At 67.1% G+C, this 16634-nt stretch carries 15 protein-coding genes; 10 read left to right on the forward strand and 5 right to left on the reverse strand.

The window, feature by feature from the left end:
- Window positions 1-89 precede the first annotated feature (89 nt).
- The gene (locus M0R88_RS12785) at window positions 90-2822 is read right to left on the reverse strand and encodes a DNA-directed DNA polymerase (RefSeq protein ID WP_248653890.1); all 2733 of its coding nucleotides are present in this window, start codon (window positions 2820-2822) and stop codon (window positions 90-92) included.
- Window positions 2823-2936: 114 nt separating this feature from the next.
- Here M0R88_RS12785 and M0R88_RS12790 point away from each other — a divergent pair, with 114 nt between their 5' ends.
- The 3 genes from M0R88_RS12790 to M0R88_RS12800 all read left to right on the forward strand — a co-directional run bounded on the left by M0R88_RS12790 (window position 2937) and on the right by M0R88_RS12800 (window position 4222).
- A complete protein-coding gene (locus M0R88_RS12790) occupies window positions 2937-3122 on the forward strand; it encodes a DUF7331 family protein (RefSeq protein WP_135851602.1) in 186 nt (61 codons plus the stop codon).
- A gap of 106 nt (window positions 3123-3228) precedes the next feature.
- Window positions 3229-3771, forward strand: coding sequence for a DUF7322 domain-containing protein (locus M0R88_RS12795; protein WP_248653891.1), 543 nt, complete (start codon window positions 3229-3231; stop codon window positions 3769-3771).
- Between the two features lie 25 nt (window positions 3772-3796).
- Entirely contained in the window at window positions 3797-4222 is a 426-nt protein-coding gene (locus tag M0R88_RS12800; protein ID WP_248653892.1) for a DUF7346 family protein, read from the forward strand.
- 31 nt (window positions 4223-4253) lie between these two features.
- On the opposite strand, the gene M0R88_RS12805 is transcribed toward M0R88_RS12800, so the two are convergent.
- From M0R88_RS12805 to mre11, 3 genes are all read right to left on the reverse strand, one after another.
- Window positions 4254-4640 carry a DUF7522 family protein gene (locus M0R88_RS12805; protein WP_248653893.1) on the reverse strand — a complete coding sequence of 129 codons (387 nt, stop codon included), beginning with the start codon at window positions 4638-4640 and terminating at the stop codon, window positions 4254-4256.
- Between the two features lie 109 nt (window positions 4641-4749).
- Window positions 4750-7416, reverse strand: coding sequence for a DNA double-strand break repair ATPase Rad50 (rad50, locus tag M0R88_RS12810; RefSeq protein ID WP_248653894.1), 2667 nt, complete (start codon window positions 7414-7416; stop codon window positions 4750-4752).
- Window positions 7413-8789, reverse strand: coding sequence for a DNA double-strand break repair protein Mre11 (gene mre11 / locus M0R88_RS12815; protein WP_248653895.1), 1377 nt, complete (start codon window positions 8787-8789; stop codon window positions 7413-7415). Before mre11 ends, rad50 begins: the two co-directional genes overlap by 4 nt.
- Before the next feature lie 327 nt (window positions 8790-9116).
- On the opposite strand from mre11, the gene M0R88_RS12820 reads away from it, so the two are divergent.
- Complete coding sequence (locus tag M0R88_RS12820; protein ID WP_248653896.1) at window positions 9117-9437, forward strand: antibiotic biosynthesis monooxygenase family protein; 321 nt, start codon at window positions 9117-9119, stop codon at window positions 9435-9437.
- A gap of 51 nt (window positions 9438-9488) precedes the next feature.
- Here the strand turns inward: M0R88_RS12820 and fen are convergent, their stop codons facing one another.
- Window positions 9489-10472, reverse strand: a complete 984-nt coding sequence (fen, locus tag M0R88_RS12825) for a flap endonuclease-1 (protein WP_248653897.1) — start codon at window positions 10470-10472, stop codon at window positions 9489-9491.
- Window positions 10473-10606: 134 nt separating this feature from the next.
- Here fen and M0R88_RS12830 point away from each other — a divergent pair, with 134 nt between their 5' ends.
- The 6 genes from M0R88_RS12830 (at window position 10607) to M0R88_RS12855 (ending at window position 16405) form a co-directional block, all read left to right on the forward strand.
- Window positions 10607-11248 carry an SdpI family protein gene (locus M0R88_RS12830; protein ID WP_248653898.1) on the forward strand — a complete coding sequence of 214 codons (642 nt, stop codon included), beginning with the start codon at window positions 10607-10609 and terminating at the stop codon, window positions 11246-11248.
- Between the two features lie 96 nt (window positions 11249-11344).
- On the forward strand, window positions 11345-11929 hold the full coding sequence (locus M0R88_RS12835; protein ID WP_248653899.1) for a class I SAM-dependent methyltransferase: 585 nt from the start codon (window positions 11345-11347) through the stop codon (window positions 11927-11929).
- A 110-nt stretch (window positions 11930-12039) separates the two neighbouring features.
- Window positions 12040-12456 (forward strand): DUF3054 domain-containing protein, encoded by a 417-nt coding sequence (locus M0R88_RS12840; protein WP_248653900.1) that lies wholly within the window; start codon window positions 12040-12042, stop codon window positions 12454-12456.
- A 75-nt stretch (window positions 12457-12531) separates the two neighbouring features.
- Window positions 12532-13146, forward strand: a complete 615-nt coding sequence (locus M0R88_RS12845; RefSeq protein ID WP_248653901.1) for a GNAT family N-acetyltransferase — start codon at window positions 12532-12534, stop codon at window positions 13144-13146.
- A gap of 76 nt (window positions 13147-13222) precedes the next feature.
- Window positions 13223-14770, forward strand: a complete 1548-nt coding sequence (locus M0R88_RS12850; protein ID WP_248653902.1) for an FAD-dependent oxidoreductase — start codon at window positions 13223-13225, stop codon at window positions 14768-14770.
- A 330-nt stretch (window positions 14771-15100) separates the two neighbouring features.
- On the forward strand, window positions 15101-16405 hold the full coding sequence (locus M0R88_RS12855; protein WP_248653903.1) for an OFA family MFS transporter: 1305 nt from the start codon (window positions 15101-15103) through the stop codon (window positions 16403-16405).
- The last annotated feature ends 229 nt before the right edge of the window (window positions 16406-16634 follow it).

The raw sequence follows: 16634 nt of genomic DNA on the forward strand, positions 1-16634 counted from the left end.
CACGTAAATGGTTTCGCGCCGACGGAAAATATCTTTTCGGAATGGGAAAAACTGTCACGGGACGCGACCGGTGGTCCCGCAGTCGCGGGTCAGACGAAACTGCCGAGTCCGGTCTGCTCCTGTCCGGATTTCACCTCGTCCCACGAGATATCGAGCGCTTCGAGGATGCGCTCGATGGGGCCTTGGAGGGTCTTGTCGAGCATCTTGTCCCAATCGACCTCGAACTCCTCGGGCACTTGGTCGGAGAACTCGAAGCAGATCACGTCGGGGTCCTTCTTGAACTTCCTGTAGAGGCGGTCTTCCTTCGAGGACCCGCTCGGGTCGAAGCCTTCCTCGCTCTCCATCCGGTGCCAGAAGTCCGGATGGACGCCCTCCAAGTAGAGGCGCTTCGGTTTGCTCCCGCGCTGGAAGTTGGTCCCGAGCATGAGGTTGGCGTACTTCGCTCCCCGGACCTGCGCGGTGTCGGTGTCGTAGGCGTCGAGTCGCTTGCCGATGCCGCCGGGGATGCCGACGTCGTCCAGATTCACGTTCCCCGACTGGTAGTCCTCGATGACCTCGTGGACGTAGTCTTTCACGTCGTCTAACTCCTCGCCGTGGACGATCATGTCGATGACCCGCTTCTGGACCTCCTTCGTGATGGGCGCGATGTCCGAGCGCTTGTACTCGAAGCCCGTGATGTCGATGTCGTCTACGTTCTTGCCCTCCTTCCAGACGATGTGGCCCGCGTAGCGCTTCTTGGTCCCGGCTTGGAAAAATCGGCGGTAGAGCTTCTCGAACTCGATTTGGAAGCGGTGTTCCTCGGCGTTGAGTTCCTCGTGCGCGAAGTCGTCGTAGGCGGCGTTGATGTGTTCCTCTATCTCGAAGGACTGCTCGATGGCGCTCTCCTTGGAAACGCCGTCGCCGAGTTCTAGCATGACGGAGTCCGTGTCCCCGTAGGCCACCTCGTACCCGAGCTCCGTCGCCGTCTCGTCGGTGTACTCGATGACGTCTCGACCGGTCGCCGTAATCGCGGCCCCCATCGCCTTGTCGTAGAGGCGGAACCGCTCCCAGCCGAGAACGCCGTAGAGCGAGTTCATGATGACCTTCACCGCGGCCTGCTGGCGGTCGAATCGCTCGTACTCCGTCGTTCCGGGGTCGCGTTCGTTCCGTAGGGCCTTCTTCTCCTCGCGCTCGGCGAGCGTCTCGTCGATGATTTCGCGGATAATGCCGTCCGGTTCCTTCCGGAAGTGGGTGCCTGTAGGGGCGCGGTAGGTCTCGCCGTCGTACTCGTCGGGGTCCACCTTCGTCTCCGGAGAGGCGTTGATGGTGGTCATCGACATCGGGTACAGCGATTTGAGGTCCAGCACCGTCACGTTCTCCTTGACGCCGGTGATCGGCTCGAACACCGCGCCGCCCTCGTAGTCCTCGCTCTCCTGTTTCCCCTTCGACGGGAGCGCGAACTCCCCGTGGGCCTTGTGGAGGACGTACATGTCCACCGCGTCGCCGGGCGTCGTGGCGTCTTCGAGCTTACAGCCGACGAACGAGGCGACCTCCTCCCAGAAGGAGACGATGTCCTGCTTGCGATCGAGTTCCACGCACAGCTCCACGTCCCTGACGTTGTACTCCAGCAGGCGCTCGGGGTCGTTCTCCCAGAGGTCGCCGATGTCGCCCGCGTAGCGCTCCTTGCCGACGCCCAACTCGACCTCGCCCACCGCGTCGAGGCGGTAGGATTCGAGTTCGGAGAACTGGGTGCGCTTGTAGCCGTACAGCAAGTCGAAGACGACCCGACCTTTGACCGTCGGTGCGCCCCAGTCGGAGTCCCAGACCTCGTTCACGCGCGAGAGGCGGTCGGAGTCGAGGTCGTACTCGTCGGGTCCGTCGAGTCTGTCCAGCCGGTCGATGAGATAGGGCGCGTCGAAGTCGTCGGCGTTCCATCCGGTGAGAATGTCGGGGTCGGTCTCGTCCAAGTAGTCGAGGTACGCCGCGAGCATCGCGCGTTCGTCTTCGAACGACCGGACTTCGAGGTCTATCTCCTCGATGGGGTCGTAGCCCGGCAGGTCGTCGGGGGCCTCGGCGTCGCCGTTCGGGGCGTCGGCGAGCCACGCGATGTACTGGTCGTCGTAGGAGTCGAAGGTCGTCAGACAGATAATCGGCTCTTCACCTTCCTCGGGGAAGCCCGAGCGGTCGTCCACCTCGATGTCGAAGTAGTGGACGCGCGGGTCCGCTTCGACTTCGACCGGTTCGACGGTATCTAACTGGTCGTGGAAGTAGAGGTCGCCCGACTCGTCGCGGCGCTCGGGGATGCGAATCCCGCTCTTGACGTTCTTGTCGATGAGAAACCGGTTCGGGAAGAGGATGTCGGCCTCGTAGTGGTCGAACTCGTCGCGGACGTTCCCCACGTCGCGTGGCGTCTGACCGAATATTTTGGTCAGTTTCTCGCCCCGGATGCTCTCGTAGGGGTCGCCGTTCTCGTCGGTGGTCTCGCTTCCCGTGAGACTGTCGTACTCCTCTTCTGGCGGGCCGTCCAGCGAGGCGGTCGGCGCGTAGAAGTACGGTCGGAAGCCGACCACGCGGACGTGTTCGAGGGTGTTGTCCACGGTCCGACCGAGGACGTGGACCACTGGCGCTTCGTCGTCTCCCGACCCTTCGACGGTGTAATCGACCTGCATCACCGCGAGTTCGACTTCGCCGTCTACGTCCGGAAGCCAGTCGTCGTCGCCGACGACCGAATCGGCGCTCTGGTGGTCGCTACCGGCGACCGCGCGGGCCTCGGCCTCCACGTCGCGGTCGTCGCCGCCGTCGTCGGAGAAGTCTGTAAGTGTCGTAGACCCCGAATCGCTCATGTGAATCGACTTTGGCGGGTTCGGCTAAAAACCCTCCCTTCTGGGACCCTGAGAGGGTGTCGAATGGAAAGCTATATAACGTGTTAACACTTACCACGGGATTAGGTGACGCCAATGTCCGACCACGCCAACCCTGGCGACGAGCTGGACCGTGCGGAAGCGGCGCTTCCCGAGACCACGGAGACGGAAGCACCCATCGAGGCCTACGAGACGGAGGACGGCGTCGTATTCTATGACGCGGACAATCCGTTGGCGTGGTTGAAGGCGGGACGACCGCTTACGCTGAAAGAGCAAATCTGACGGTCCCGCCCCGATTCCCGGCCCGGACCGGTCGTCACTGACGGCCGGTCCGACCGCACCGACGAGGACGAAGCGTTTTTCCTCGTTCCCTTTCGACTATCGAACAGTGGCTTCCGACGATTCCACGCCGGACGACAGCGACGACTCGGTAGCCGAGCTGTTGCCCGAGGACCCGCCGCAGGCGGAGGCCGACCTCCTCCCCGACGACCCCTCGGCCGACCTCGGTCCCGACCCGCCACGAGTTCCGGACACGTCCCAGAGCGAGGCCGACGCCGAACTCAAGCGGCGGTTCTGGTCGCTCGTCTTCGTCTTCAACGTCGCGCTGTTCGGCGTGAGCCTCGGCCTGATGCTCGTCGCCTTCGAGGGTCGCCTGCGACTCGGCGGCGCGATGGTCGCCGTCGGCGCGGTCGCGTTCCTCCGTGGCTGGCGCGGCTACCGGAAGGCTCGGAGCGACGCCGACGACGGAGCGGACGACGAACCGGACGCCGAGGGAGACGACGAAGCTGACACCGATGCGTCCGAATCGTCCGAACCGGACGACTCGGACGCTAGCAGTTCTGCCGATTCTGGTTCCGCCGGTTTGGACGACTTGGATGCCGCCGGTTCGGACGACGCCGAGACCACCGACGGGGAACTTCAGAAGGACTAACCGCGCGCCAGGCATACCGGCGGCCATGCGAACCGTCCGGGACGAGTCGGGAGAGCGATTCCTACTGCTCGCCGAGTCGAGCGACGCCTGTAAAGTCCGAAACCCCGAGACCGGCGAAGAGGGCTACCGGGAGCGCGACGAACTCGAAGCTGTCTCGGGGGAGTCGCCGCTGGCGACCGCCGCCCGCGCGGTCCCGGAACCGGCCCGCGCGGTCCTGACTGCGACGCACGACGAGCGCGCGCTCGGCCTGCTGGTGGACCTCCGCGAGCGCGGGCCGCACTCGGTCCGCCACCTGCTCGACGCGACCGACCTCTGCGAGAGCGACCTACTGGGCATTCTGACGGAGTTCCGCGCCGCCGGACTGGTCGAAGAGACCGACGTGATGGGCGAGCGCGGCTACGCGACGACCGAGACGGCGGACGAGGGACTGGCACTGATGACCGGCGAGTGACTGGTCCCGGAGCGGCCGCCCCCGGCGGCGCTCACTCGACCTCCGCTCGCGCCCTGCGCAGGCACTCGTCGGCGAACTCCGAGAACTGAGTCCCCGACTCCTTCGAGAGCGCGACCGTCACGCCGTTCTCCTCGTCTATCGGCACGAGTAGCACGTGCATTCCGCCGTAGTAGGTGAGGTTACATCGCGGTTCGCCGACCGCCGAGTTGAGCCGGTCGGCCTCGTAGAGCGTCCGATGGACGGTCCGGACCAACTCGGAGTACTCGTCCACCCCGTCGTCCGAGAACGCCCGCTCTACCTCGTCGCTCCGGTAGAGAACCGAAAACGACTCCATGTCGTACGCGCCGACACAGTGTAACGAGGTGCCGACCCGCTGCTGGACGAACTGTCGCACCCGTTCTCCAGCACGGATATGCATATTCTCAAGTTGCTGTCTCGGCACAAAAAATCCTCCGACGGCGACGGTCGGCTCGCGGCAGTCGGCTTACGGTGGTCGGCGTACGGCGGTCGCCCGGACCGCGCTTCCGTCAGTCCGCGGCCTCCAGCACGGTCTCGCGGCGCTCTACCGTCGAGCGGTTCGACACCGAGTCCTTCTCGACCCATACCACGTCGTCGGCCGCCGCGACGAGTTCGTCGTCGTGGCTCACGACGATTATCTGCTCGACGCCCAACTCGCGCATCGACGCGACCAGTTCCGCGAGTTGCGAGACGTGCCCCGAGTCGAGGAAGACGGTCGGTTCGTCCAAAATCAGGGGCGGCATCGGTGCGGTCCCCTCGATGCCCTCCGAGAGCAGTCGGTAGATGGCACACCGCAGGCTCAGGTTGAACAGCGCGCGCTCGCCGCCCGAGAGCTGTTCGGGGTCAAGCGCCTCGCCGTCCTTCTGGTAGACGGTCAGTTCGTACTCGCCGTCGAGTTCGATGCGCGCGTACGAATCGTTCTGGTACACGAGGTCGAACACCTCGTTGAGCATCTCCTCTAACTGCTCGACGTTGCGCTGGCGGAGTTCCGCCCGCAGGTCGCCGTACATCTCCTGTAGCTCTGCGGCCTCCTCACGAAGCGATTCCAGCGACTCGACGCGCTCGCGGAGGTCGTCGCGCCGGTCGCGCAGTCGTTCCAACTCTTCGAGTTCGCTCTCGACGCCGCCGATGGCGCTCTGGAGGTCGTCGCGCTTCTCTCGGAGTTCTTCCAGCTTCACCTCGACCTTCTCCAAGTAGTCCTCGGCCTCTTTCTTGTCCTCGCGGGCGCTCTGGACCTTCCGGTCGTCGTAGCTCTCCCGGAGGTCGCTGCGACGCTCGCGCTTGTCGGCGAGGCGCTCGCGGCGCTGGTCGTTGACCTCTTCGAGGTTCCGACGCTTCTCGCGGTGGCGCTCGATGTCGTCCTCGGCGTCCGCGATTCGTCCGCGGAGGTCCCGAATCTCGTCCAGTCGCTCGCGCTTGGTCTCGATTTCCTCGCGCTCCGCGTCCAGTTCCTCGACGCGCGCCTCGCGGTCCTCGGCTTTCTCCCGCAAATTCTCGGCGTCCTCGCGCTTCTCGGCGGCGTCCGATTCGAGGTCGTCTGCCGCCTCGCGCAACTCGGCGGCCTCCTCGCGTTTCTCGGCGACCGACGCCTCCTTGTTCTCGACCAACTGCTCGACGTTCCGACGGTTCTCGCGCGTGTTCTCGACGGTCTGCTCGGCCTCGCGGAGTCGCTCGGCCTCCTCGACGGTCGCCTCGACTCGCTCGCGCTCGTCGCGGACCTCGGCGAGTTCGGCGTCGAGTTCGTCGGCGCGCTCGCGGTCCTTCGCCAGCGTATCGACGTGGGGCGAGTCCTCGACGGGTTGGCCGCACTCGGGGCACTTGCCCTCGTCGAGCAGTTCCTCGGCCTCTTCGATGCTATCTCGGAGACTGGTGAGTTCGGCGGTCAGCTCCTGCTCGCGCTCCCGGAGGCCCTCGCGCTCCTCGCGGCGCTCTTCGAGGTACGACTCGGCCTCGCCGAACGCGACCGGTGCGTCCTCGAACGCGGCTTTTTCGTCGTCTATCTGCTCGCCGAGGGTCTCCAGTTTCTCGCGATACGAGTCGAGGTCCGCTTCGGCCTCCTCGGCGTCGGTTTCGAGTTGGTCGGCGCGCTCGCGCTTCTCGCTGGCGCGCGACTCGAACTCGTCGGCCTTCTCGGCGAGTTTGTCGGCTTGGTTGCCGAACATCATCGCCTGCTTCTCGGCGTCGCTCAGTTCCGACTGCAACTCGTCGTCCTCGGCGTCGAGTTCGTCCAGCCGGGCGTCGATGGACTCCTCGTCGGCGGTAGCGATGTCGGTCTCCGACAGGCGGTCCTCGACCTCGGATTCGAGGTCTTCGACGCGCTCGCGGAGTTCCCGGACGCGCTCGCCGTGTTCGGTCCGCTCTCGTTCCGTCTCGCTGATTTCGGACTCCAGTTCCTCGATGTCCGACGACAGCGACTCCAGCTCCTCGCGCTTCTCCTCGTAGCTCTCCAACACCTCGACGGCCTGCTCGTAGGTCTCCTCGGCGGTTTCCTTGTTGCCCTCGAATCGCTCTATCTCGCCCTGGGTGTCCCCGAGCTTCGACTTGAGGTCGTTCAGCCGCTCGTGGAGGTTCTTCTCCTCTTTCTCCTCTATCTGGTCGTCGAGCCCCGCGAGCCGGCCCTCCTTGTCGTCCAGCACGGACTTGACCCCGAGGCGGGCGTCGCTGGCGCGCTCGCGGTACTCCTCCAGTTTCCCGAGCTGGAGCAGGTCGTCTATCATGTCCTGGCGCTGGCCCGGCGAGGCGTTGATGAGCTTGTTGACCTCGCCCTGCCGGACGTACGCGCAGTTGACGAACGCCTCCGAGTCCATCCGGAAGAGGCTCGTCACCTCCCGGCGAACGTCGCGCGCGCCCTCTATCGTGTCCTCGGGGGTTTCGAGGACGCACTCGGCGGTCGTCGCGCGCTCGCCGGTCGCACGAATCCGCCGCCGGACGTGGAAGTCGCCGCCGTCGTGGGTGAACCAGAGTTCGATGATGGCCTCCTCCTCGCCGATGGTCACGACGTCCTCCAGCGTGCGGTCGAGGGCCTTCGCGCCGTAGAGCGCGAAGAAGCAGGCCTCCAGCAGCGAGGACTTCCCGCTCCCGTTCAGGCCGTGGATGACGGTGACGCCGCGGTCGAGTCGCAGGTCGGCGTCGGCGTAGCACTTGAAGTTCCGGAGGCGCACGCGGTCGAACTTCATAGGTACTCCTCCAGCGTCCCGTCGGCGTCGGAGGCTTCCGGCGAATCGCCCTCCGCCGTCGTCTCACTGTCCGCCGTCGTCTCGCCCTCCGCCGCGGCGTCGGCCGCGGCCTCGGCGACCGCTTCCACCGCTTCGGGGTCGTCGGGGTCGGGCGCTCTCGTTTCGCCGTCGTCGCTCGGGTCGCGCTCCTCGCTCTCGGCTTCACCTTCGGCCTCACCCTCGCTCTCGACCGTCTCGCTCTCGTCCGTCTCGGGCGCGGACTCGAAGGCGTCGAGGTCGCCCTCGGCGACCAGTTCGCTCACGCGGTTCCGGACCGACTCGCGGACGTTCGCGTCCGCGACCTTGCTCGCGCGGACGGTCTCGTCGATGTCGCGGGCGGCCTCGCTCAGGCCGAGGTCGCGGACGCGGTCGCGCACGGCGTCGTCGGGGTCGGCGAAGGACACGTCCAACTCGCCGTCCTCGTCCTCGGCCTCGCGGCGGTCCTTGACGCGCGCGACGAGCGCCCCGGCGTCGAGCGCGAACTCCTCGACGCGGGCGGGCGTCACGTCCTCGCCGTCGCCGTCGATTTCGACCACGACCACGGCGTCTTCGAGGTCGCGCTCGCGCAGCGTCTCGCGGACGCGCTCGATGCCTTCGCCTTCCGCGAGGTCCGCCGCCACGAACTCGAAGTCCCGCGTCGCGTCGAGACCCCGCCGAGCGATGGTGGTCTCGCCGTCGAACTCCACGATGTTGTAGCCCCGGTCCTCGCGCTCGTCGGTGCTACAGCGCTCGGTCGAACCGCAGTAGGTGACCCACGTCTCGGCGACCCGCTTCTTGCCGGGGTCGTGGTTGTCGCCCAACAGCATCGCGTCGAAATCGACGCTCGCCTCGGTCAGGACCTCCTCGGCGTCCCAGTCGCCGAGGTCGAACGGTTGGAACAGACCGTGGCTCACCAGCGCGGCGTGGGGTCGGTCGTGGGGCGCGAACCGGTAATCGAGGTCGTCGCGCTTGGACTTGGGCACGTGGTCGAGACCGTAGAAGGCCGTGTCGCCGACGACTTCCGGTTCGTCGCCGAGTCGGGTGGCCAGCCCCAGCATCTCGAAGAGGTCGAGCCACTGGCGGCCCCGCGTGCCCTCGTGATTGCCGACGACGGCGAGGAACGGGACGCCGGCGTCGCGGAGTCGTCGGAGAATCGAGATGGTCCCGTGGAGGGCGTTCAGGTCCGGGCGACGGTCGTGGAACAGGTCGCCGGCGTGGACCACGGCGTCTACGTCTTCCTCGATGGCGTCCGTTACGACCTGCTCGAAGGCCCGGAGGAAGTCCTCCCGGCGCTCGGGGGAGTGGTACTGCTGGTACCCGAGGTGGGTGTCCCCCGTGTGTATCACCCGTGTCATTGCGTCGTCGTTTGCGTCCGGGGCCTAAAGGCGTTCCGCGACGGGCCACGGTTCCCGGCGGTCGGTTCCGGTCGGTTCGGCTCGTCGTTCATATCCCCGACTGCTTCGCTCTGGGGTATAAACGTTGTCCGGGAAGTAATGAGAGATAGCCTGCTACGGTCGGGTAGTTGATAGGGTGTTCTCTCTACCGACGGATAGCTGTGCGGTTTCGAGTGAGACCGGGCAGAGACAGAACCGGCGATGGAGCGGGTCAGGAGTGGTCTGTAACGAAATTTTGCGTCCTCCGAGGAGAAGCGTTTTGTTCGCGTGGGCGAGTGAACCGTACTGATGTATCTCGTTACGTTTCGCCTCGCTCCGGGGGAGTACGACGAGGAGTTTCACGAGTTGAACGACGCGATACAAGCGGCCGCCGAGGATACGGAGGGGTATCTGGGCAAGCGGACGTGGCACGCCTCGGAGAGTGAGGAGGTTCTCGTCGTTTATTACTGGGAGTCGTTGGACGCGCTCGAGTCGTTTGGAGCGGTCTCTGAGCATAAACGGGCGAAACAGCGGTGGACGGAGTGGTACGATGCGTACGAAGTCACCGTTACAGAAGTCGTCGAGGCGTACGGGAGCGGATTCGGTGACGACGCAGACCCGCCCGCGTAGGACATCGCGGTCCCGTTCGATTGGTGAAATGGGGACGCGGTAGAGTCACCGCTACGTCCACTTGTCCAGTCCGGTCTGCACGACGGACTCCTCGATGCGCTCGAAGCCGCGCTCGACTTCGTCTTCCGCGACGCCCCACTCGTCTACGACGTACTCGCGCGCCGCCTCCATGTCCGGGTCCATCTCGGCGTCGAACTCGTAGTCGTCCGAGACGGTCGGGTTCAGGAACAGTTCCCGAATCACGTCCACGTCCTTCTCGATGCTCGCGCCGCGGGCCTCCAAGACGCCCCAGACGTCGCCGTGTTCCTTCACTTCCTTCAGCGCCGTCTTCGGGCCGACGCCCGAGACGCCCTCGTTGAAGTCCGTGCCACAGAGGATGCCGATGTCCACCAGTTGCTCCCACGTCACGTCGTGTTCCTCCAGCGTCGCCTCGAAGTCCATCAATTCGGGGTCGCCCTTGCTGGTCAACTGGCGCAGGGTCAGGGGTGCGCCGAGCAGGAGCGAATCGTAGTCCTCGGTCCCGCAGTAATCGACTGCACCGGTCCGATTCATGTGGGCGGCCTGCGCCTCGCCCTCCGCAGGGGCCTCGATGTAGGGCACGTCCAACCTATCGAACAACTCGCGGGTGGTCCGCTGAATCGTGTCGGTCAATCGCTGGGTGTGGGCATCCAATCGCGCGATTTCGACGGCGTCGCCCTCCTCGCGGGCCTCCTCCAGTTTTTCCTCGCGCTTCGCGCGCTCCTCGCGGCGCTGTTCGATCTCCGCCGACTTGTGGTCGGTCACCGCGCCGTCGAAGACGAACACCGGCGTCAGGTCGTTCTCGAAGAACTTCGGCAGGCCCTGCACGACGCCGACGAGGTTGGCGACCTCCGTGCCGTCGTCGGTGGTGTACACCTCGTCGCGGGTCCACTTCACCGTCGTCGTGAGGTACTTGTAGAGCCAGTTGTGGGCGTCCACCGCGACGACGCTCCCGTCGAGTTCGTCGAAGGGGACCTCCGAGAGGACCGCCAGTTGGCGCATGTCCGTGTTTCCCATCGTTGGTCGGAGTAGGGAGCGCGCGGGTTTGAAAGCTACTACTGCTCGGCTTCCCACTCGGAAATCCGTCGCTCCGTTTCAGTCCCTGCAGTTCCGGCCGCGGATTTATATCCGAAAGCGGACAAGAGTCGAGTATGACCCTCCGACGAAGCTACCTCGCGGGTGGTCTCCTCGTGGCGCTCTCGGCCGTGATGAGCGCGCTCGCGTACCCGGAGATGCCCGCCGAGATGGCGACCCACTGGAACGCCGCGGGCGAAATCGACGGCCGGACGCCCAGACTGGTCGCGCTCGCGCTCTTCCCGGCGCTGTCGGCCGGGATGCTCGCGCTGTTCGCGTTCCTGCCGCGCATCGACCCGCTCGGCGAGAACGTCGCCGCGTTCCGCGAGCAGTACGACACCTTCGTCGTCCTCCTGCTCGCGTTCCTGACCTACGTCCACGGTCTCGTCCTCGCGGCCAACGCGGGCTACGAGTTCGCGGTGATGCAGGCGCTCGCGCCCGCCATCGGCGCGCTGTACTACTACGTCGGCGTCCTCACGGCCCACGCCGAGCGGAACTGGTTCGTCGGTATCCGGACGCCGTGGACCATCTCGAACGAGGAGGTCTGGGACCGGACTCACGAGCGCGCCGCGCCGCTGTTCAAACTCGCGGGCGTCGTGGCCGTGCTGGGCGTGCTGGTCCCGTCCTACGCCGAACTGCTCGTGGTGGCCCCGGCGGTCGCCGTGGCGCTGTACAGCACGGTCTACTCCTACGTCGCGTACCGAAAGGTCGGCGCGTAGAGTGGACCGGGAACGCGACGACGAGTGAGCGCGAGACGACGAACAGGCCCCGAACCGAGCGTTCGATTTTTCTCGCCGCGTCGCGTCCGTCTCCACATGAGCGACGCACTCGGCGACACCGCCACCTTCGACCGCGTGGCCCGCGTCTACGACTGGCTCGCGCCGACCGCCGACGCCGAGGAGCTACGCGAGGCGCTCGCGTTCGCCGACGGAGACGTCGAGCGCGTCCTCGACGTGGGCGGCGGCACCGGACGCGGGGCCTCCGCGCTCGGGGCGCGCGAGCGCATCGTCGCCGACGCCGCCGAGGGGATGACTCGGCAGGCCCGTTGCAACGGCTTCGAGGCGGTCCGGGCCGACGCCGCGCGCCTGCCCTTCGCCGACGAGAGCGTCGATGCCGTCCTCGTGGTGGACGCGCTCCACCACTTCGGCGACCCCGAGCGCGCGCTGAAATCGGCGGCGCGCGTCCTGCGACCCGGCGGTGTCCTCGTCGTCCGCGAAATCGACCCGAGCGCGCCGGTCGGCCGACTGATCGAGGCCGGCGAACACCTCTACGGCTTCGACTCGAAATTCTTCGCGCCCGCCGACCTCGGCCGCCTCGTCGCCGACGCGGGCCTCGACGCCAAGTACCGCTCGCGGGGCTTCGAGTACACCGCAGTCGGCCGGAAGTCCGAGGAAGAGTGAGTAGCGCCGAGCGACGACCGATTCGACGCCGAGAACCGCCCCTCTCCGCCGGTCGGCGTCGCTCGTCGGACACCGGGAGAAACATTACCGGTCGGACCAAATCCGCCACCATGAGCAACGCCGACGGATTCGTTCGCTCGCGGGTCGAACCCTCCTCGGCCACCGCAGGCCTCGCTTTGGGCGACCTGCTGGTGCTGGCCGGATTCCTCACGCTCGGGTCGATGAACCACGGTTTCAGCCCGGTGGCGAATCCCGGACGCGTCGCCGGTACCGTCGCGCCGTTCCTCGTCGGGTGGGTCGTCGCCGCGCTCGCGTCGGGCGCGTACGCGCCCGACGCGACCCGCACGGTCAAAGGGGCGGTCCTGCGCGCGGTGGCGACGTGGGTTCCGGCGGCCGCCATCGGACTGACGCTTCGCTCGACCGGCTTCTTCCACGGCGACTCGCCGTTGACCTTCATCTTGGTCGTGACGGGCGTCGGTCTCGTCGCCTTCTCGGCGTGGCGCGGACTGGTGGCGGAGCTGCGATAGCACTGTCGCGGCGATTTCTCGAAGCGCGACCCTCCCGAGCGAAGGGCAGTTACCCCCGGAAACGCAACGTCGGCTATGGAGTACGCGGTACTCGGGTGGCCCGACGACGACCCCACGCTCCGACTCGACCACCGCGCGTTCAGCTACGCCGGGAAGTTCGTGATGTCGAACACCGGGAAGGCCGTCGTCCGCGACGAGGACGCCGAGCGCGCGACCGGCGGTGAAGATGCCGAGACCCCCACGCCCGAGACGGACGCTCCGGACCGCGACTGGGTGGAAGACGACCGCATCGTCGCCGCCGTCGCGTTCAACGAGGACCGGACCGACTCCGCTGCCGCGTGGCTTCGCTACGTCACCGTCCGGCGGGACCGCCGCGGGGCCGGACTCGGCGCGCGCCTCTGTCGGTTCGCCGCCGCGCGACTCCGCGAGCGAGGATACGAGCGCGTCCGCATCGCGGTCAACAACCCCTTCGCGTTCCACGCGCTCTACAAGGCCGGGTTCGGCTACACCGGCGAGGAGACCGGCCTCGCGGAGTTGGTCCTCGTCGCCCCGAGCGACCGGCCGCCGGAGGCCTACCGAACCGGTCTCGACGCCTACCGCGAGCGCGAGGGTCTCTCGGCGGCCGAGCGCGACTTTCTGGCCGCGAAGGCCGACGCGGACCCGCCGCCGGTCGTCGCGGACCCCGGATGACGAACTCGGGCCACGGTCACAGCCACCGAGGGTAAGTGCGCCGGGAACGAACTCCGAGTCGATTCCGGGGGACAAAATGGCCGACAGAGACACGCTACCGGGGGAGGACGAATCGCTTTGGCTGGCGACGACGGACCGGACCGACTTCCCGGCGCTCGACCGGGACAGACACGTCGATACCGCGGTCGTCGGCGGGGGAATCGCGGGCGTCACCGCGGCGCTCCACGCCGCGGAAGCGGGCCAATCGGTCGTCCTGCTGGAACGGGACCGCATCGTCGAGGGCGTGACCGGCAAGACGACCGCGAAGGTCACGGCCCAGCACGGACTCATCTACGACGACCTGCTCGACAAGCACGGCCGGGACGCCGCCCGGCAGTACGCCCGCGCCAACGCCGCCGCGATCGAGGAGGTAGCCGAGCGCGTCGAGCGCCACGACATCGACTGCGGGTTCGAGCGCCTGCCCGCCTACACCTACGCCGCCGACAGAGAGCAACGCGGCGCGGTCGGCCGCGAGGCCACCGTCGCGGAGGGACTGGACCTACCCGCCGAGTTCGTCGCGGACCCGCCGTTCCCCGACGAGTCTCCCGGCGCGGTGAAGTTCGCCGACCAAGCCCAGTTCCACCCGCGGCAATACCTGCTCGACCTCGCCGACGAGATTCCCCGCGAGGACGCCCACGTCTTCGAGGGGACGAAGGTGACCGACGTGGACGACGGCGGGAAGGGCGACCCCTGCCGCGTCGAGACCGAGGGCGGCACCGTCACCGCCGAGAGCGTCCTGCTGACGACTCACTTCCCCATCGTGGACCCGGCGTTCTACTTCGCGCGCCAGTACCCCAAGCGGTCGTACGTGCTGGCGGTCGAACTCGCCGAGGAACCGCCCCGCGGGATGTTCTACCGCGACCAGTCGCCCTACTTCTCGGCGCGGCCGGTTCCGAGTTCGGCGGAGTGGAACGCCGACGGACCCGTGATGCTCGTCGGCGGCCAGAACCACAAGACGGGACAGGGCGGTTCGACCGCCGAGCGCTACCGGAAACTGGAACGTCAGGCGCGCGACCACTTCGACGTGGCGGAGGTCCGCTATCGGTGGTCCACGCAGGACTACGTGTCCATCGACCGGATTCCCTTCGTCGGCGAACTCGGCCCGACGACCCACGGCGTCTACGTCGCCACGGGGTTCGCCGGATGGGGCATGACCAACGGGACCGCCGCGGGGAAGATGCTCGCGGCGTACGCCCGCGGGGAGACGCCCCGGTGGGCCGACGCCTTCGACCCGCAACGTTTCGACCCCGAGGCCGGCGGCAAGGAGTTCCTCAAAGAGAACCTCGACGTGGGCACGGAGTTCACCCGCGACTGGGCGAAGGCCCCCTTCCGCGGCGAGGATCCGGCCGTCGCACCGGGCGAGGGCGAGGTCGTCCGGCGCGGCGGCAAGCAACTCGCGGTCGCCCGCGACGAGGACGGCGAACTCCACGTCTCCTCGGCGGTCTGCACCCACATGGACTGCATCGTCCACTGGAACGACGCCGAGCAGTCGTGGGACTGCCCCTGTCACGGCTCGCGGTTCGGACTGGACGGCGAGGTGCTGGACGGCCCCGCGGTCGAGGACCTGCCGACGCGCGGCGAGTGAGATAGAATTAGTCAGTCTCGAACGTTCACCAGTCGGCGGTCGGCGCGCGCTGGCGCGGCGCCCGCGGCGACGCGCCAACCGCGCGAGGGACGAGTAGTCTGCGAACGCGGTTCGCAGACAACGCAGGAGGCTGGGGAAGACGAGGTGTTGTGCGGGGCAGTACGGAGACTCCTTCGTTCAAGCCTGAAGCTAGCTTCTTCCGTCGTTCGTCTTCTCCCGCTCGTCCCCCGACTCCTCACACCCGTCATAAACCACACCTCCGAAAACTCGTTCTCCACGAACCTTCCGCAAGCACAACGCTGATTGCGGGCCGAAGACAGGTGCGAAGTAATGACAGCGTCGTCGCAGTCCGACATCGACTACGCCGCTCGGGCGCGGGACGTACTGGGGTTCTCGCGGTGGTGGCAGGTCGCCGCCGCCGCGGTGATGATGGGGCTCATCAGCCCGTACCAGTACGTCTGGTCGTCCATCGAGTCGCCCATCGCGCGGTCGCTGGAACTCGATCCGACCGCTCTCGGGTTCGTCTTCACCCTGTTCGTCGTCTTCCAAGCGGGGTCGCAGTTCCCGGTCGGATGGTACCGGGACCGTCACGGGCCGCGAGGACTCGCGCTCCTCGCCGGCCTCCTCGCGGGCGGCGGCTACGTCGGCCTGGCCTACGCGACCGAGGTCTGGCATCTCTACCTGCTCTACTCGATGGGCGCGGTCGGCGTCGGCATCGTCTACACCGTCGCGGTCAACACCGCGCTGAAGTGGTTCCCCGACCGCCGGGGGCTGACGACCGGCGTCGGCACGATGGCGTTCGCCGCCGGGAGCGCCCTGTTCATCCCGTACGTCCGCGCCAACGCGACCGTAGCGAGCTACTCGGACGTCCTCCGCAACATGGGCCTGCTCATCGGCGTCGGCGTCCTCGTCGGCGCGCTGGTCCTGCGCGACCCGCCGAGCGGATGGGTCGGCGCGAGCGAGGGGAGCGATGCGAGCGAGTCGGTCGTGGCGAGTAACTCGGAATCGGCCCCCGCCGAGACCGACGGCGGGGCGAGCGCCGCCGCGCCCAGACAGTACACCTCCCGCGAGATGCTCCGGACGTGGCAGTTCTGGCTGATGTACGCGATGTTCGTCTTCGCCAGCGGGGCCGGACTGATGCTGACCGCGAAAGTGATCTCGTTCGCCCAGAACGTCGGTCTCACGGCCCTGACCGCGACCGCGGGGGCGACGGTCCTCCCCATCGCGGCCGGAGTCGGCCGCCTCGTCGTCGGCGACCTCTCGGACCGGATGGACCGCGAGAGCGCGATGGGCGTGTCGTTCCTGCTCTGCGGTCTCGGGGTGTTCGCGGTGGTCTGGTTCGGCGTGGCCCAGACGCCGCTGGGCTTCCTCGCGGCCGTGGTGATAGCGACGTTCTTCTGGAGCCCCCAGTACACCCTCTTTCCGAGCGTCGTCGGCGACTACTACGGCCAGCAACACTCCTCGACGAACTACGCGCTGCTCTACTCCGGCAAGATGTGGGGCGGCGTCTTCGGCGGTGGCGTGACGGGGTGGCTCGTGTCCCAGACCAGTTGGCCCGTCGCGTTCGCGCTCGGCGGCGCTCTCGCGGTGCTGGCGGGACTCGGGGCGTTCCTGCTCCGCGAACCGAGCGAGTAACGTCCCATCTCCCAATCCTCGGAAATCGGTATTCTGGCGGCGTTCCTCAGCGATTCTCGCCCGGTTTCTAATCGTCGTTCGTCGGTTCTCCCGCGCTCGCTGATTCGTTCGACCGGTTTACCGAGGTGAGCCGCGCGTCCGGTCGGCCGCTCGAAATTACTGCTGTGAATTTCACCGCCGGTCTCAGAACCGCCCTGTGGTTCGTTTTGGGCGTTCTGAGCGCGAAAAC

The sequence above is a fragment of the Halorussus gelatinilyticus genome (genome assembly GCF_023238445.1).
Classification (GTDB): Archaea; Halobacteriota; Halobacteria; order Halobacteriales; family Haladaptataceae; genus Halorussus; species Halorussus gelatinilyticus.

Bases quoted from the DNA above. Each gene is read 5' to 3' on its own strand.
- M0R88_RS12785 (WP_248653890.1), bottom strand. From the start codon at position 2,822: ATGAGCGATTCGGGGTCTACGACACTTACAGACTTCTCCGACGACGGC.
- M0R88_RS12790 (WP_135851602.1), top strand. From the start codon at position 2,937: ATGTCCGACCACGCCAACCCTGGCGACGAGCTGGACCGTGCGGAAGCG.
- M0R88_RS12800 (WP_248653892.1), top strand. From the start codon at position 3,797: ATGCGAACCGTCCGGGACGAGTCGGGAGAGCGATTCCTACTGCTCGCC.
- M0R88_RS12805 (WP_248653893.1), bottom strand. From the start codon at position 4,640: ATGCATATCCGTGCTGGAGAACGGGTGCGACAGTTCGTCCAGCAGCGG.
- rad50 (WP_248653894.1), bottom strand. From the start codon at position 7,416: ATGAAGTTCGACCGCGTGCGCCTCCGGAACTTCAAGTGCTACGCCGAC.
- mre11 (WP_248653895.1), bottom strand. From the start codon at position 8,789: ATGACACGGGTGATACACACGGGGGACACCCACCTCGGGTACCAGCAG.
- M0R88_RS12820 (WP_248653896.1), top strand. From the start codon at position 9,117: ATGTATCTCGTTACGTTTCGCCTCGCTCCGGGGGAGTACGACGAGGAG.
- fen (WP_248653897.1), bottom strand. From the start codon at position 10,472: ATGGGAAACACGGACATGCGCCAACTGGCGGTCCTCTCGGAGGTCCCC.
- M0R88_RS12830 (WP_248653898.1), top strand. From the start codon at position 10,607: ATGACCCTCCGACGAAGCTACCTCGCGGGTGGTCTCCTCGTGGCGCTC.
- M0R88_RS12835 (WP_248653899.1), top strand. From the start codon at position 11,345: ATGAGCGACGCACTCGGCGACACCGCCACCTTCGACCGCGTGGCCCGC.
- M0R88_RS12840 (WP_248653900.1), top strand. From the start codon at position 12,040: ATGAGCAACGCCGACGGATTCGTTCGCTCGCGGGTCGAACCCTCCTCG.
- M0R88_RS12845 (WP_248653901.1), top strand. From the start codon at position 12,532: ATGGAGTACGCGGTACTCGGGTGGCCCGACGACGACCCCACGCTCCGA.
- M0R88_RS12850 (WP_248653902.1), top strand. From the start codon at position 13,223: ATGGCCGACAGAGACACGCTACCGGGGGAGGACGAATCGCTTTGGCTG.
- M0R88_RS12855 (WP_248653903.1), top strand. From the start codon at position 15,101: ATGACAGCGTCGTCGCAGTCCGACATCGACTACGCCGCTCGGGCGCGG.